This window comes from Stenotrophomonas sp. KH_052 (genome assembly GCF_057838755.1).
Window position 1 is genome coordinate 3,813,286 of sequence record NZ_CM174475.1, and the last position, 15,630, is coordinate 3,828,915.

A 15,630-nucleotide genomic window follows, 5' to 3' on the forward strand; every position below is an offset into this window, starting at 1 on the left:
GCAATGACCGTGGCCCCCACGGTAGCGCCGGGCCATGCCCGGCGGCCTTTCAGGGCAGCTGCGTGCGCACCCGGGCGAAGCGGCGCAGGTCGTGCAGCACGCCGCGCTTGTAGACCGCGCAGCGGTCCACGCCCTCTTCCTGGAAGCCGTTCTTTTCCAGCACACGGGCCGAGCCGAGGTTGAAGTCGACCACCCCGGCCTGCAGCCTGAACAGGCGTAGTTCGTCCATCACCCACGGTGCGAACAGTCCGACCACGCGGGTCATCAGGCCCTGGCCCCAGTACGCGTGGCCCAGCCAGTAGCCCAGCTCCGCCATGTGCCCGCGCTCGGCATGGCCCTGCTGGGCCCCGACGCTGCCGCAGGCCTGGCCGTCGATCTCGATGGCCAGGTTGAGCGTGCCCGGCGCCAGCACGCGGCCAGCCAGGAAGGCCTCGCCATCCTCGCGCGTGTACGGGTACGGGAAACGATCGCGCAGGCCCCGCGATACCTCGGCGTCGTTGGCATGGCGCAGCAGCGATTCGAGGTCTTCATTGCGCCAGGGACGCAGGAGGAAGCCGTCGCCCTGCAGGTGTGGGGTCAGAGCCCTTTCCTCTTGGGAAAGGGATCCGACCCCGCTGGCGGTCAGGTCAGGCATGCCCACCCACCGACGGCGACTCCGCCTCCTGCTTCTCCAGCTCGCGCTTCACCGCTTCCGGCGAGCGCGTGTACGGCGCCAGCCGCGCGTAGAACGCCGGCACCACGAACAGCGACAGGAAGGTCGAGAGGGTCACGCCGAAGATGATCACGATGCCGATGGTGCCACGGCTGGCCGAACCGGGGCCACCGGCCACCACCAGCGGGACCGCACCGACCACGGTGGCGATCGAGGTCATCAGGATCGGGCGCAGGCGCACCATCGCCGATTCGATGATCGCCTCGCGCACGGTTCTCCCGTCGTCGCGCAGCTGGTTGGCGAATTCGACAATCAGGATGCCGTTCTTCGCCGCCAGGCCGACCAGCATGACGATACCAATCTGGCTGAACAGGTTCACCGTGCCACCGCTGACCCACAGGCCGACCAGCGCACCGAGCACGCCCAGCGGCACGGTCAGCATGATGGTGAGCGGGTGGATGAAGCTCTCGAACTGTGCGGCCAGCACCAGGTACACCACCAGCAGCGCCATGGCGAAGGTCAGCAGCACCGCGCCGCCGGCACTCTGGTATTCGCGCGATTCGCCCTTCCAGTTCACCTGCGCGTACTGCGGCAGCTCTTCGCGCGTGACCTGCTGCGCCCAGGCAATCGCCTCGCCCAGCGGATAGCCCGGCGCAAGGCCAGCATTGATGGTGATCGAGCGCAGGCGGTTGAAGCGGTTCAGGGTGCCGGCCTCGGCCACTTCGCTGAGCGTGACCAGGTTGGACAGCGGCACCAGCTCGCCGGAGGTGGCGCGCACACGGATCGCGGCGAGGTCGGCCGGGCTGGCGCGGCCATCGCGACCGGCCTGGACCAGCACGTCGTACTCCTCGCCGTTGTCGACGAAGGTGGTGACGCGGCGCGAGCCCATCATCGTTTCCAGCGCCGAACCGATCGCGGTGACCGGCACGCCCAGATCGGCCGCACGCTGGCGGTCGATGTTGACCCGCATCTGCGGCCGGGTTTCCTTGTAGTCCGAGTCCGGGCCGACCAGGCCGGGGTTGTCGGCCATGCGCAGCAGGATGCGGTCGCGCCACTGCGCGATCTCGGCGTATTCCGGGCCGCCCAGCACGATCTGGAACGGCTGGCCGCCACTGCGCACCAGGCCACCGCCCACCTGCGTGCGTACGCGCACGCCGCGGATGGTGTCCAGTTCCTTCTGCAGCTCATTGGCCACTTCCGGCGTGCCTTCGCTGCGCTGGCGCCACGGCTGCAGGAACACGCTGACGCGGCCGGTATGCATTTCCTCGCTGGCGCCCCAGCCGCCCGGCACGCGCGGGTTGGCGCGCACGATCGGTTTGTCGGCGCCCACATGCGGGGCCAGCATCGCTTCCACCTGCTGCACCTGCTGCACGGTGTAGTCGTAGCCGGCGCCTTCCGGGCCGTCGATCATGATCTGGAACGAGCCACGGTCTTCGGCCGGTGCCAGCTCCGACGGCAGCAACTTGAGCAGGCCCCAGCTGGCGGCCAGCGCGGCCACCATCACCAGCAGGTAGATCCAGGTGCGATCGACATGGTGGTCGAGCACCCGCCCATAGGCACCGGCCAGGCGCTCCAGGTTGCGGTTGATGAAGCCATGCAGGCCACGCGGCGCCTGCCCGGTATGCGGCTTGAGCAGCTTGGAGGCCATCATCGGCGTCAGCGTCAGCGCCACGAACGCGGACAACGCCACTGCTGCGGCCAGCGCCACTGCCAGTTCGCGGAACAGCCGTCCCGTGTTGCCCTCCAGGAAACCCACCGGCAGGAACACCGCCACCAGCACGGCCGTGGTCGCGATCACCGCAAACGCCACCTGCGCGGTACCGCGTTTGGACGCCACCAGCGGCGGTTCACCCAGGTCGATGCGGCGCTGCACGTTCTCCACCACCACGATCGCGTCGTCCACCACCAGGCCGATGCACAACACCAGGGCAAGCAGGGTCAGCAGGTTGATCGAGAAGTCGAACGCATACAGCGCGATGAACGCGGCGACCAGGCACACCGGCACCGTTACTGCCGGGATCAGTGCAGCGCGGAAGCTGCCGAGGAACAGCCAGATCACTGCCAGCACCAGGATCATCGCCTCCACCAGCGTGGCGTAGACGCGGTCCACTGCGGCTTCGATGAAGGTGGTGTTGTCGAAGGCAACGAAAATCTGCGTGCCCTTGGGCAGCGTCAGCGCGACCCGCTCGGCTTCAGCGCGCGCGGTGCGTGCCACGTCCAGCGAGTTGGCGGTGGAGGTCTTGACGATGCCCAGGCCGATGCCCGGTTCACCGTTGCTGCGGTAGTAGGCGCGACGCTCGGCCGAAGCCAGCTCGATCTTCGCCACGTCGCCCATGCGCACCACGTAGCCGTCGCGGCCCTTGCCCAGCGGGATGGTCGCGAAGTCTTCGGGCTTGATGTAGTTGCGCTCCACGCGCAGGGTGAAATCGCGGTCGGTCGATTCGATGCGACCGGCCGGCAGCTCCACGTTCTCGTTGCGCAGCGCGGTTTCCACATCGCCGGTGGTCAGCCCGCGCGCCGCCAGCTGATCGCGGTCCAACCAGATGCGCATCGCATAGCGCTGGCGGCCACCGATGCGGACCTGGGCCACGCCATCGAGGCTGGAGAAACGATCGACCACATAGCGGTCGGCGTAGTCGCTCAGCTCCAGCGTGTCCATGGTCGAGGAGACCATGTTGAACCAGATGATCGGGTCGGCATCGCTTTCGACCTTGGCGATTTCCGGCGGACGTGCTTCTTCCGGCATGCGGTCGGCAACGCGGCTGACCGCATCACGCACGTCGTTGGCCGCGGCCTCGATATCGCGGTTGGAGGTGAATTCGATGCTGACCTGAGAGCGGCCGTTGGTGCTGCGCGCGTTGATCGTATCGATGCCTTCGATGCCGGCCAGTGCGTCTTCCAGCACCTGGGTGATGCGGCTTTCGATGACCGCCGCCGAGGCACCGGTGTAGTCGACCGACACCGAGACGATGGGCGGATCGATGGCTGGCAGTTCGCGCAGGGTCAGGCGGGTGAAGGACATCACGCCCAGCACCAGCAGCAGCAGGCTCATCACCACGGCGAACACCGGCCGCTGGATGGAGGTGTCGGACAGCTTCATCCGCCGTGGCCCTCGGCCGCGACCGGCACCGGTGCATCAGCCGGTTTGGCACCCGTGGCCGGTGCCGCGTCCTTGGCGGCTACCTTCAGGCCCGGGCGCAGCTTGCCGGTGCCATCGACCACGATGCGCTGGCCCGCTTCCAGGCCCTGCCTGATCTCGACCACGCCGGCACGACGCGCGCCGGTGACCACGTCCACGCGCTCGACACTGTCGTCGCTCTTGATGCGGTACACGAAGGTATCGCGGCCGACCTGCACCACCGCGATTTCCGGCACCACCAGCGCCGGCCGTTCGGGATGGAACAGGCGCACGTCCAGCAGCATGCCCGGACGCAGTGCGTGGTCGCTGTTGGCGAAGTCGGCGCGCACGGTCACTGCACGGGTCGCCGGATCGATGCGCGCATCGATGGTGCTGACCACGCCTTCGAAGGTGCGGCCTGGCCAGGCCACGCTGGACGCACTGACCTTGTCGCCGACGCCGAGCGCGGCCAGTTCCACTTCCGGCACCTGGAAATCGATGTGCATGTGCTCGATGTCGTCGAGCGTGGCGATCACCGTGGTCGGCGTCAGCAGCGTGCCCGGGCTGACCTGGCGGATGCCGAGCACGCCGGCAAACGGCGCACGCACACGACGGTCACCGATGTCCGACTGCATCTGTGCCACGCGCGCTTCGGCGGCATCGCGGATCGACTTCTGCGTATCCAGCGTGGCACTGGACACCAGCCGCTGCGTGGCCAGCTCGCGCTGGCGCTTGTACAGCTGGTCGGCCTCGTGGAAGGTGGCCTGCGCCTGCACCAGCGCGGCCTCCTGGGCCTGCCCGCGCAAGGTCACGATCGGCGCACCGGCGGCGATATGCTGGCCGCTCTCGAAGTGCACCTTCTCGACGATTTCGCTGACCTTGGCGGTGACACTGATCGATTCGCGCGCTTTGGCCGTGCCCAGCGCCTGCAGGGTGTCGCTCCACTGCGTGGGCTGCACGACCTGCGCGGTGACCGGCACTGCTTCGCCCTGCCGACCTGCGGCAGCCTCCTGTTTGCCTGCGCACCCGGCCAGCACGGCCAGGCTGAGGCCGAAGGCCAGGGTCGAAGCGATACGAGCCAACATGAACGGTCCTGATTGATCCACGGCCGCCGAGTGTAGGCAAGGGCCTGCATAAGCGATATGTGCCAAGCGTTTACCGGCGTGGAACCGGCACCGCGATAGCGCCTTCAACCGGTTCCGTGCAAGGCTGACGCTGGCAGTGTCGGCATGTGTCGGGGTGTATCCAGCGACCCATTGCCGACGTTGCCATCGTAGAGTCGAAGCTGCCCGACTGAGGGCGTCGGGCGGGGACGGATCCTGGCGGGGATCCGGCCCCGTTTTTTTGCCCGGCGCATGACGGTAGCGCCGGGCCATGCCGGTGACCCCGCGGTAGCGCCGGGCCATGCCCGGCGGATCAATACCGGTAGTTCACCTTCATCCACACGCTGCGGCCCGGCTCATTGATGCGTACCGGGTCGGCCGGGAAGCCGAAGTCGGCGCTGCCGGCCAGGTTCAGGTGCTCGCTGTAGGCACGGTCGAACAGGTTGTCGACACCCGCGCTGAGCTGCAGTTGCGAGCTGAAGCGGTAGGCGGTGTTGAGCGCAAAGGTGGCGAAGCCGGCGCTCGGTCCCAGGTCCTGCGCGACCACGTTGCCCTGGCCGTTTGCGACACGGTGCTGGTGGGTCACCGCACGCAGCAGGGCACCAGCAGTCCAGCGCTGGCCTTCCCAGTTCGCACTCAGGCGCGCTTCCAGCGGCGGCATCTGCGGCAACGGTCGCTGCTGGTCGCGGTTCTCGCCCCAGGCATAGGCCAGCGTGCCGCCCAGCTTCCACTGTTCGGCCAGCGCTACTTCCACGCCCGCCTCGGCACCGGCAATGCGGGCATCGACGTTGCGGGCCTGGCTCATGCCCATCATCCCGCTGCCGTGGTAGGTGAACAGGATGTAGTCCTGGATCTGCCCGGCGTACGCCGAGACCCAGGCCTGCACGCGCGGACTCTTGTATTGCATGCCCACATCAAGCTGGGTGGTGCGCTCAGGCTGCACGCCGGTGAACGCGTTCACCGTGCCGGCCGGTCCCTGGTTGGGCGAGAACAGCTCCCAGTAGTCGGGCATGCGCTCGCTGTGGCCGAGGCCGGCGTACCAGGTCAGGCCGTCGGCCAGATCCTGCTCGTAGCGCAGGAAACCACTGCCCAGCCATTCCTTGCGCTGCAGGCCAGCGGTCGGGTTCGGCCGGTTGCCCATCATCCCACGCACCGACTGCCGCTCATCGCGGACGCTCGCGCGATCGATGCGCAGCCCACTGATCCAGCGCTGGTCGGTGCCGGCGCCGAGGGTCAACTCGGTGAACACGCCATAGCGGCGGAAGTTGGCATCGGTCTCCCAGGCTGCCTGCCGATACGTGTCGCGGCCCATGCCCATGCGGCCACGATGACGGCTGTCCTCGCCATCCACACCGGCCACCAGCTGCACATCCTGCCAGCGCCACTCGGAACTGACCCGCCCGCCCTGGGTGCGGCGGTCCACGTTCGAGGCCATCGGCATCGGCATCATGCTGTGCGGGTTCGGCGTGCGCAGCGTGTAGTTGTCCATCACGTGATCGGCCTCGTTGTAGTACACATTGGCCTGCAGCGTGTCCCACGCACCCGGCAGGTTGCGCTTCTCGAAGCGCGCCGCGTAGCTGGTGCGCTCGAACGCGGCACCGTCCATGCCACGGCCCGCGTAGCGCGCGATCGCATCACCGGCACCCGCGGAGATTTCCAGCAGCGTGTCGGCATCCGGCGTCCAGCCGATGGCCACGTCGCCGTTCCACTTGCGCCACTTCGACGGCACCACGTCGCCATTGCCGTCCTTGTAGTCATCGGCTTCGGAACGGTTGCCGCTTGCACGCACGTAACCGGTCGGATTGCCCAGGGTCAGGTCCAGCACCTGGTCGTTGCGGTTGCGCGAACCGACCAGCGCACTGGCATCGGCACGCAGGCCCGGTTCCTCGAAGCGCGGCGTATCGCGCTCGAAACGCACGGTGCCGGCCGACGCGCCCGCGCCCCAGCGCACGCTCTGCGGGCCCTTGATGATGGTCAGCCGGTCGAAGCTTTCCGGCGCGATGTAGGACAGCGGATTGTCCATGCGCGACGGGCAGGCACCGATCAGGTTGCCATCGTTGCTGAGGATGTTCAGGCGCGAACCGAACATGCCGCGCAGCACCGGGTCGCCGTTGGTGCCGCCGTTGCGGATGGCGGAGAAGCCGGGGACGGTTTTCAGGTAATCAGCACCGTCGCTGGCGGGCACCGGCTGCCGCGGCAGGCGCGGATCGGTCACCCAGTGCAGCGGCGAGGACGGTGCAGCGGCGGTCACCACCATGGTGTCGAGGGTGCGCGCCTCTTCGGCGGGCGCGGCGTGGGCCAGTGACGCGGTCACGGCCAGGCCAAGGGCAACCGGCAGGCGCGCGCAGGCGCCCGCGGGGCGGGAAGTCATTTTCATCGGAACAGCTCCAAAGTACGCACGCGCGCACGGCGCCCGGTCAGGCGTCGTGCGGCAGATTCGATAGGGACATCAGCGAACGATGGAGAAGCGCGGCGGCCCACGCGCGGCATGTGCCGGCCACCGCAGTGCCGGCAGCACCTGCTGCGACCATGGGAACGCCAGCTGCGGCCGCCACAACAGCGGCAACAGCAGCACCAGCACGGCCAGCCACGGCAGCAGGCGCATGGCCAGCACGCAGTATTCGCAGGCTTCGCCATGCATGGCGTGGGGGTCGGCCGGACGGCTGGGCGCTGCCGGCGCGGCGCCGTGTTGATCGTGCCCAGGCATGGCCATGTCGTGCATGTCATGGCCCATGGCGGCGTGGTCCATGCCTGCCATCGCGGCATGCTCCATCGGCTGCGCCTGCAGCGCGCGGCTGACCAGTGGCGCAAGCACCATCAACAGCGTCGCCAGGACGGCGAGCTGGAGCAGAAGGCGCTGCGGGCGGGACAGGCGGGTCACCCCGCTAGTGTAGAGCCGGGTCCAGGGTTACCCGTGCGACGAACCGTCGCAGGAGGGGGTTTATCGGCAGGGCTGCGCCCTGCACCCGCTGCGAGCTGGAGCAACAGCAACAGCAACAGCCGAAGCAGAAGCGGAATTCCTGTGGGTAGGCGGGGTGGGTCCGGTTGCGGGAGACGCCGTAAACCCGTCCCTGGGGGCTTGGCCGCGGCATCCATGCCGCGGACACTCCCGCAACCGGACCCACCCCGCCTTCGACAGTTTTCCGCGATCTGTCGGAACGACTCTCGGGGTCAGATCCGTTTTCCTTCGGAAAACGGATCTGACCCCAGATGTATTTCGATATCTGACAGCTTTCATCCACGCATGGCGTGGATCTACCGTGTCGACCAAGGTCGACACCTACCAATAGCCGCCAGGATCTGTCAGAGGTGGGGCGGTGTGGGCAGGCAGGACCGTTGGCGCCATGGATGGCGCCATCGAGCCCCCATGGATGGGTTTACGGCGTGTCCTGCCTGCCCACACCGCCCCGCCATCCCACAGGAAACCCGCATTTGATGTTGCTGTTGCTTCTGAGGTTGCCGGCCAGCGGCCGGCACTACCGCGGGTGCAGGGCGGCACGCCCTGCTCGACCAACCTCACACTGTGATGGTCTGGGTCAGTGACTCCCACGTCGGTAGTACCGGCCACGCCGCCGCCTGGTTGCCATCCAGCACCCTGCGCAGGTCGCGCGGATCGATCTGCGGCGCCAGCACGTGCACAAGCTCCAGCGCGTAGTCGCGCAGCACGCGGTCGCGCGGCAGCACCGCCCAGGCGATGCACTCGGCAATCGGTGCCGGCGCCGGCCATGCCTTCAAGTCCTCGTCGTTGGAACTGACCGCCATCTCGGCCAGCAGACCCACGCCCAGACCGGTGCGCACATAGGTCTTGATCAGATCGGCATCCAGCGCGGTCAGCGCCAGATCCGGCACCAGGCCGTTGGCGGCAAAGGCACGCTGCAGCGATGAATTCGGGCGGGTCGAGGATTCGTAGCTGATCAGCGGCTGCCGGGCCAGCGCGGCCAGGTCCGGGGTGCGGCCTGCGCGGTCCAGCGGGTGGCCCTTGGGCACCACCACCAGGCGCCGCCAGCGGAACAGCGGCACCGCAATGCCATCGGTAGGCTCGCTGCCAGCGGTGCTGATGATCGCAATGTCGGCATCGCCCTGGTTCAAGCGATCCAGTGCATCGGCTTCACCGGCCTGCTGCAGATGCACGCTCACCTGCGGATACGCCTGCTTGATCGCTGCCACCGCCGGCGGCAGCACGAAGCGCGCCTGGGTGTGGGTGGTGGTCAGGATCAGCTGGCCCTGGCTCTCGCGGCGCTGGTTGGCCGCGTAGGTGCGGATGTTGTTGGCCTCGGCCAGCACCGAGCGGGCGCGGGCGATGACCTCGGTGCCGGCCGGGGTGACCGACTCCAGGCTGCGGCCCTTGCGCACGAACAGCAGGAAACCCAGCTCGTCCTCCAGCTGCTTGAGCTGCTTGGACAGGCCGGGCTGGGTGGCATGCACGCGCGAGGCGGCGAGCGTGATGTTCAGCTCGGCGTCGGCGATGGCAACCAGATAGCGCAGCTGGGTCAGCGTCATGGCAGGCGGGCGATGTGGGGGCGGAGGTCCACTCTAGGGTCAATTGCCGTCACCAGCTTATAACCAAAGGTTGTTTAAGAAAGGTATCTGGTCATTTCCGGGCGTCATATGCCGGCGCTACGGTCAGCCGGCAGCCGCTGGCCTCAACAGCCAGCCCTCCCCCTTCGCCCGCCGCAGCCCGGCGCGGCCCCTCTCCGGAGCGCTTCCATGGCCCTGTACGACTCCATCCTCGACACCGTCGGCAACACCCCCATCGTCAGGCTGCAGCGCCTGGCGCCCCCGCAGGTCAGCGTCTACGCCAAGGTCGAGTCGTTCAACCCGGGCGGTTCGGTGAAGGATCGCCTGGCGCTGGCGATCATCCTCGACGCCGAAGCGCGTGGCCTGCTCAAGCCGGGCGACACCATCGTCGAGGCCACCTCGGGCAACACCGGCGTGGCACTGGCGATGGTCGCCGCCGCGCGCGGCTACAAGTTCGTGGCGACCATGGTCGAAACCTTCTCGGTGGAACGGCGAAAGCTGATGCGCGCGTATGGCGCCAAGGTGATCCTGACCCCGGCCGCCGAGCGCGGCAGCGGCATGGTACGCAAGGCCGCCGAACTGGCCGAGCAGCACGGCTGGTTCCTGGCCAGCCAGTTCGCCAACCCGGCCAACCCGGCCTACCACCGCAACACCACCGCCGCCGAGATCCTGCGCGACTTCGCCGGCAAGCGACTGGACTACTTCGTCAGTGGCTGGGGCACTGGCGGCACGCTCACCGGCGTGGGCGAAGTACTGAAGGTCGCGCGCCCGCAGACGCGCATCATCGCCACCGAACCGGCCGGCGCCGCGCTGCTGAAGGGCGATGACTGGAAGCCGCACAAGATCCAGGGCTGGACCCCGGACTTCGTGCCGGACGTGCTCAACCGCGATGTGGTGGATGAACTGGTGACGGTGGAAGATGACCGCGCGATCGCCACCGCCCGCCGCCTGGCGGCGGAGGAAGGCATCTTCGTCGGCATCTCCGCTGGCGCCACTGTTGCCAGCGCACTGGATGTGGCCGCGCGCGCCGAACCGGGCTCGGTGATCCTGGCGATGCTGCCGGACACCGGTGAACGCTACTTCTCCACGCCGCTGTTCGCCGATGTGAATGAAGGTTCCGACGACGACTGGTTGGCCGGCCTGCCGTGAGCCCAGGGTCGAATCCCGTTTTCGTTCAAGGTAGCGCCGGGCCATGCCCGGCGTTGCTGTTTCCGGCATTCGCTTCGTCCACCATCCGCCGGGCATGGCCCGGCGCTACCGTTTCGCCACCTCCCCCTTTCTGCTTCAGCCTGCGTGAAGGCGCCGCCAGCCATCGTGCGTGAAGGCCGCCGGATCGCAGCGCGTGAGACGGTCATGACGCAGTATCAATGCCCTGTCCCCTACCTTGGGAACAGCCGGCGCAGATGCTGCGCGGAACACCTCACAGGCAGGAGACGGACGCATGAAGATCGAAGTTTGGCAGGGCGACATCACGACCCTGGCGGTGGATGCGATCGTCAACGCGGCCAATGAAACACTGCTCGGTGGTGGCGGTGTCGACGGTGCGATCCATCGCGCTGCTGGCCCAGCGCTGCTGGCCGAATGCGAGCAGCTGCCGGAACTGCGCCCCGGTGTGCGCTGCCCGACCGGCGAAGTGCGTGCCACCGACGCCCATGCGTTGCCGGCGCGGCATGTGCTGCATACGGTCGGCCCGGTGTGGCACGACGGTCAACGCGACGAACCGGCGCTGCTGGCCAACTGCTACTGGAAGTCCCTGCAGCTGGCAGAATCGCTGGGCGTGACATCGATCGCTTTCCCCGCGATCAGCTGCGGCGTGTACGGCTACCCGCTGTACCAGGCCGCGCAGATCGCAGTGACCGAAACGCTGGCATGGCAGCGCAGCCATGCACAACCGATGCGCATCGTGCTGGTGGCGTTCAATACCGCTACCGCCAAGGCGTACCAGCAGGCACTGACCGCTGCCGGCCAGAACGCGGACAACGAGCCACGCAGCTCGATGCTGCCACCATTGGGCGATACCGGATTTGCAGCCGCGCATTGAACGGCTGAAGGGGTTGGAACAGAAAAGGCCGGGCAATGCCCGGCCTTTTCTGTTGCGGCCTTGAGGTCATCCACGCTGCGCTTGGATCACCTCAACGGCTGGCAGCTTCCACCGCAGCAGCGGCATCATCGGCCACTGCGGCAGCAGCGTCTGCAGCCGCGCGCGCGGCTGAGGCTGCGGCACCGTCGGCGCTGGCACCCTCCACCTGCACGCGCACTTCCACCATGCCCGCGCCATTGTTCAGGCTGGACACGTCAATGGTGTAGTGACCGGCCGGCAAGGTCTCCTCCAGGCGCGCATTGGTACCGTTGCCACCGTCGTCGTCGGTCAGCTCGACATCACCGCCGACCACGCGCAGCACGGTGTCGACCTGGCTGGAGATCGCATCCAGGCGCACGTCGGCCGGGCGATCCAGGGTCAGCAGGAAACGACGGCGGCCATCGTTGTCGAGCATGGTGTACACGCTGCCCGACTTCGGCAGGGCGGTGCCATCGCGTTCAACCAGATTGCCCGGCAGTTCGATGCGATTGGCGGACAGGGTAAACATGCCATTGACACCGTCGCCCAGACCGCGCGCGGTCAAGGTGTACTTGCCCGGCTTCAGCGACAGGGTCAGGCGCGAGTTGGTGCTGTCGTTGCCATCATCGTTTTCGGCCTCAACGCCCTGGCCCGACAGCTTCAGCACCGGGTCGAACACATCCGACACCAGGCGGATCTCGTACAGGCCAGCCTTGTCCACCTGCAGGGTGTAGTCCTGCGAGCTGCCGGCCAGCATGTCGGCGATCTCACCGCTGCCCAACAGCGGCTTGCCGTCATACGGCTTCAGCTTCTCGGCGCGCAGGCGATACGGACCGAAGGCGCTCGGGCCATCGGCGTTGACCGCCACCTGGTAGGTGCCGCCACCGTTGGCACGGAAGGCCAGCGAGACGTCGCCTTCGCGTTCGTAGCCGGTATTGCTGGTGGATACCAGGCTGCCGTTGTTGAACACGGCGATCGAACCGGTCAGTGCACCGGTCAGCTTCAGGCCGACCAGGTCCTTGTCTTCCAGCTTGATCTGGTACAGCTGGTGGTGGCTGCCGTCGTTGAAGTTGATGCCGCTGCGCGAGGTGATTTCGCCGGACACCGGTTTGTCGAAATCGAGCGACGCGGCCTTGCCTGCGTCACCACCGCCACCGATGCGGTTGCAACCGCCGGCGATCAGGACCGTGGCAACGGCCACTGTGATTGCTGCCAAACGCATGTTTTTTCTCCTTGGCCTTCCATGTATGTCCCGCACACCGGCCCGGTGCGTGGGGGCGGAAACGATACCCGCAAAAGCAAACGCCGGCGTGATGCCGGCGTTGCCCTGTTCATCCTGCGATGGGACGGATCAACCGTTCCACTTGCCCAGCGCGGCCAGGCCATTGTCCTTGGCGCGCTCGTACACGGTCTTCTGGGCAGCAGCGTAGTTGCCCTTCATGTCCTTGGCCCACAGCTTCAGCGCAGCCTGCTGCATCGCGCGGCCGTAGGAGAAGCTCAGCGGCCACGGCAGGTTGCCCATCTGGTTCATGGCGTTGAGGTGAGCGGTGGACTGCTCGTCGCTCTGGCCGCCGGACAGGAACACCACACCCGGCAGGATCGCCGGCACGGTGCTCTTCAGGCACATCACGGTCGACTCGGCCACTTCCTCGACGTCGGCCTGCTCATCGCAGTTCTTGCCGGAGATGACCATCGAGGCCTTCAGGATGGTGCCTTCCAGCAGCACGTTCTGCTGGTACAGCGCATCGAACAGCGAACGCAGGGTCGCTTCGGTGACTTCGTAGCAGGTCTCGATGTCGTGGTCGCCGTCCATGATCACTTCCGGCTCGACCATCGGCACCAGGCCGCATTCCTGGCACAGCGCTGCGTAGCGGGCCAGCGCGTGGGCGTTGGACTCGATGCAGGTGCCCGACGGAATGCTCTCGCCGATGTTGATCACCGCACGCCACTTGGCGAAGCGCGCGCCCAGCTTGTAGTACTCCTGCAGGCGCTCGCGCAGGCCGTCCAGGCCTTCGGTCACCAGCTCGCCCGGGCAGCCGGCCAGCGGGTGCGCACCCTTGTCCACCTTGATGCCCGGAATCATGCCGTGGTCGGCCATGTACTTGGCGAACGGCACGCCGTCCTTGGTCGACTGACGGATGGTTTCGTCGTACAGGATGGCGCCGGAAATATGCTCGTTGAGCTTGGGCGTGGTCAGCAGCAGTTCGCGGTAGGCACGACGGTTCTCCTCGGTGTTCTCGATACCGACGCCGGCGAAACGCTTGGCGATGGTAGCGGTGGATTCGTCGATCGCGATGATGCCCTTGCCCGGGGCAACCATGGCCTGGGCGGTTTCAGCCAGCTGTTCGATGCTCATGTACTTCCTGTGGCGGGTGCGGGAAAAACGTAAGTATAGCCCCGCTACCCGTTGCCTCGCCGTAGAGGCCAGGCTGGAAACGATTCCAATGTCCGCACTGGACAAGGGATGTCCTGTGGCATGGGGTCAGAGCCCCTTCGGGGATCTGACCCGGGGTCGGATCCGCAACGCGGCTCGGACCCCAGGCCAACAATACTTACAGGTCGCCCAGACCGCTGGCGCGGCCGTCTTCGCCCACTTCCAGCAGGCGCAGGGTGTTGGTCGCACCCAGGGTTTCCATGTGCTCGCCGCTGGTGAACACCACGCGGTCGCCGGCCTGCAGCAGATCGGCTTCAACCAGCAGGCGGATGCTGCCGCGCGCGGCTTCGCGCGGGGTCAGGCCACGGCTGTCGAAGTTGATCGGATACACGTCGCGCATCAGCGCCATCTGCCGGCGGGCGCCGTCATGGCGGGTGACCGCGAACACCGGCGCCTTGGCGCGGAAACGCGACAGGTAGCGGGCGGTGCCACCGGATTCGGTCATCGCCACGATCGCGCGCACGCCCACGTGCTGCGACAGGAACATGGTGGCCATGGCAATGGCCTGGTCGGCACGTTCCAGGTTGCGCGGCGAGGCGTTGAAGTCGGTCTCGGTCTGGAACTGGCGCTCGGCACCCAGGCAGATCCGCGCCATCGCTTCCACGGCCTTGACCGGGTAGGCACCGGCAGCAGTTTCGGCCGACAGCATGACCGCATCGGTGCCGTCGATGACCGAGTTGGCCACGTCCAGCACTTCGGCGCGGGTCGGGATCGGGCTTTCGACCATCGACTGCAGCATCTGCGTAGCGGTGATGACCACCTTGTTCTGCGCCAGCGAGGCCTTGATGATCTTCTTCTGCAGGCCCGGCAGTTCGGCATCGCCGATTTCCACGCCGAGGTCACCGCGCGCAACCATCACCACGTCACTGGCCTCGACGATCTCTTCGAGGTTTTCGATGGCCTCGGTGCGCTCGATCTTCGACACCAGCGCGGCGTAGCAGCCGTGCGATTCAGCGATCTCGCGCGCGTCATTCATGTCCTGCGCATTGCGGCAGAACGACACGGCGATGAAGTCGACGCCGATCTTGGCGACGATGCCGATCAGTTCCTTGTCGCGCTCGGTCAGCGCGCCCAGCGACAGGCCACCGCCCTGCTTGTTCAGCCCCTTGCGGTCAGACAGCGCGCCGTCGTTGAGCACGGTGTTGATGATGCGCTCGCCTTCCACTTCGACCACCTGCAGCTGCATCAGGCCATCGTCGAGCAGCAGGACATCACCCGGGCCGACGTCCTGCGGCAGGCCGAGGTAGCTCACGCCGACCTGGGTCGCATCACCGGGGCCGGCATTGGTGCTGGCGATCAGGTCGAAACGGTCGCCCGCCTTCAACTGCACCTTGCCTTCGGCGAAGCGCTCGATGCGGATCTTCGGGCCCGGCAGGTCGGCCAGGATGCCCACTTCCACGCCGACGCGGGCCGCAGCCGCACGCACTTCGGCGGCGCGCTTGGCCTGGCCGGACGGATCACCGTGGCTGAAGTTCAGCCGCACCACGTTGACGCCGGCGCGGAACAGATCCTCCAGCACGCCCGGCGGATCAGTGGCCGGGCCGAGGGTGGCAAGGATCTTGGTGCGACGCTGACGCTCGAACATGGTGAATGGGCCTCTCCCGATAAAGAACGGAAATTAGCACATCCTTCACGCCGCATGTATACGGTTACAGCCTTGCGCTGCCTGACTTCGCGGGTCATCGAACGGACATCGGCCGGACATACGCTGGCGCAGGGTCGTGGTAGCGCTGGGCCATGCCCGGC

General features: G+C 67.2%; 11 protein-coding genes. 2 read left to right on the forward strand and 9 right to left on the reverse strand.

The window, feature by feature from the left end; all coding sequences use genetic code 11:
- Nucleotides 1-49: 49 nt before the first annotated feature.
- The 6 genes from AC3ITW_RS17525 to AC3ITW_RS17550 all read right to left on the reverse strand — a co-directional run bounded on the left by AC3ITW_RS17525 (nt 50) and on the right by AC3ITW_RS17550 (nt 9,373).
- Entirely contained in the window at nt 50-634 is a 585-nt protein-coding gene (locus AC3ITW_RS17525; protein ID WP_012511952.1) for a GNAT family N-acetyltransferase, read from the reverse strand.
- On the reverse strand, nt 627-3,752 hold the full coding sequence (locus AC3ITW_RS17530; RefSeq protein ID WP_489389789.1) for an efflux RND transporter permease subunit: 3,126 nt from the start codon (nt 3,750-3,752) through the stop codon (nt 627-629). Before AC3ITW_RS17530 ends, AC3ITW_RS17525 begins: the two co-directional genes overlap by 8 nt.
- Nucleotides 3,749-4,855 (reverse strand): efflux RND transporter periplasmic adaptor subunit, encoded by a 1,107-nt coding sequence (locus AC3ITW_RS17535; RefSeq protein ID WP_065723834.1) that lies wholly within the window; start codon nt 4,853-4,855, stop codon nt 3,749-3,751. Before AC3ITW_RS17535 ends, AC3ITW_RS17530 begins: the two co-directional genes overlap by 4 nt.
- A gap of 331 nt (nt 4,856-5,186) precedes the next feature.
- Nucleotides 5,187-7,250 (reverse strand): TonB-dependent copper receptor, encoded by a 2,064-nt coding sequence (locus AC3ITW_RS17540; RefSeq protein WP_489389790.1) that lies wholly within the window; start codon nt 7,248-7,250, stop codon nt 5,187-5,189.
- A gap of 72 nt (nt 7,251-7,322) precedes the next feature.
- Complete coding sequence (locus AC3ITW_RS17545; RefSeq protein ID WP_032972592.1) at nt 7,323-7,754, reverse strand: DUF2946 domain-containing protein; 432 nt, start codon at nt 7,752-7,754, stop codon at nt 7,323-7,325.
- A gap of 635 nt (nt 7,755-8,389) precedes the next feature.
- A complete protein-coding gene (locus AC3ITW_RS17550) occupies nt 8,390-9,373 on the reverse strand; it encodes a LysR family transcriptional regulator (RefSeq protein ID WP_489389791.1) in 984 nt (327 codons plus the stop codon).
- A 207-nt stretch (nt 9,374-9,580) separates the two neighbouring features.
- On the opposite strand from AC3ITW_RS17550, the gene cysK reads away from it, so the two are divergent.
- Nucleotides 9,581-10,540, forward strand: a complete 960-nt coding sequence (gene cysK, locus AC3ITW_RS17555; RefSeq protein WP_088026949.1) for a cysteine synthase A — start codon at nt 9,581-9,583, stop codon at nt 10,538-10,540.
- Nucleotides 10,541-10,832: 292 nt separating this feature from the next.
- Nucleotides 10,833-11,432: an O-acetyl-ADP-ribose deacetylase gene (locus AC3ITW_RS17560; protein ID WP_006388480.1), complete on the forward strand. Its 600-nt coding sequence runs from the start codon at nt 10,833-10,835 to the stop codon at nt 11,430-11,432.
- Nucleotides 11,433-11,523: 91 nt separating this feature from the next.
- Here AC3ITW_RS17560 and AC3ITW_RS17565 read toward each other — a convergent pair whose 3' ends face one another.
- The 3 genes from AC3ITW_RS17565 to pyk all read right to left on the reverse strand — a co-directional run bounded on the left by AC3ITW_RS17565 (nt 11,524) and on the right by pyk (nt 15,469).
- A complete protein-coding gene (locus AC3ITW_RS17565) occupies nt 11,524-12,672 on the reverse strand; it encodes an iron-sulfur cluster assembly protein (RefSeq protein ID WP_012511958.1) in 1,149 nt (382 codons plus the stop codon).
- A gap of 129 nt (nt 12,673-12,801) precedes the next feature.
- Nucleotides 12,802-13,806, reverse strand: a complete 1,005-nt coding sequence (locus AC3ITW_RS17570; protein ID WP_006388532.1) for a class I fructose-bisphosphate aldolase — start codon at nt 13,804-13,806, stop codon at nt 12,802-12,804.
- 196 nt (nt 13,807-14,002) lie between these two features.
- Nucleotides 14,003-15,469 (reverse strand): pyruvate kinase, encoded by a 1,467-nt coding sequence (pyk, locus tag AC3ITW_RS17575; RefSeq protein ID WP_006388586.1) that lies wholly within the window; start codon nt 15,467-15,469, stop codon nt 14,003-14,005.
- Nucleotides 15,470-15,630: the final 161 nt, after the last annotated feature.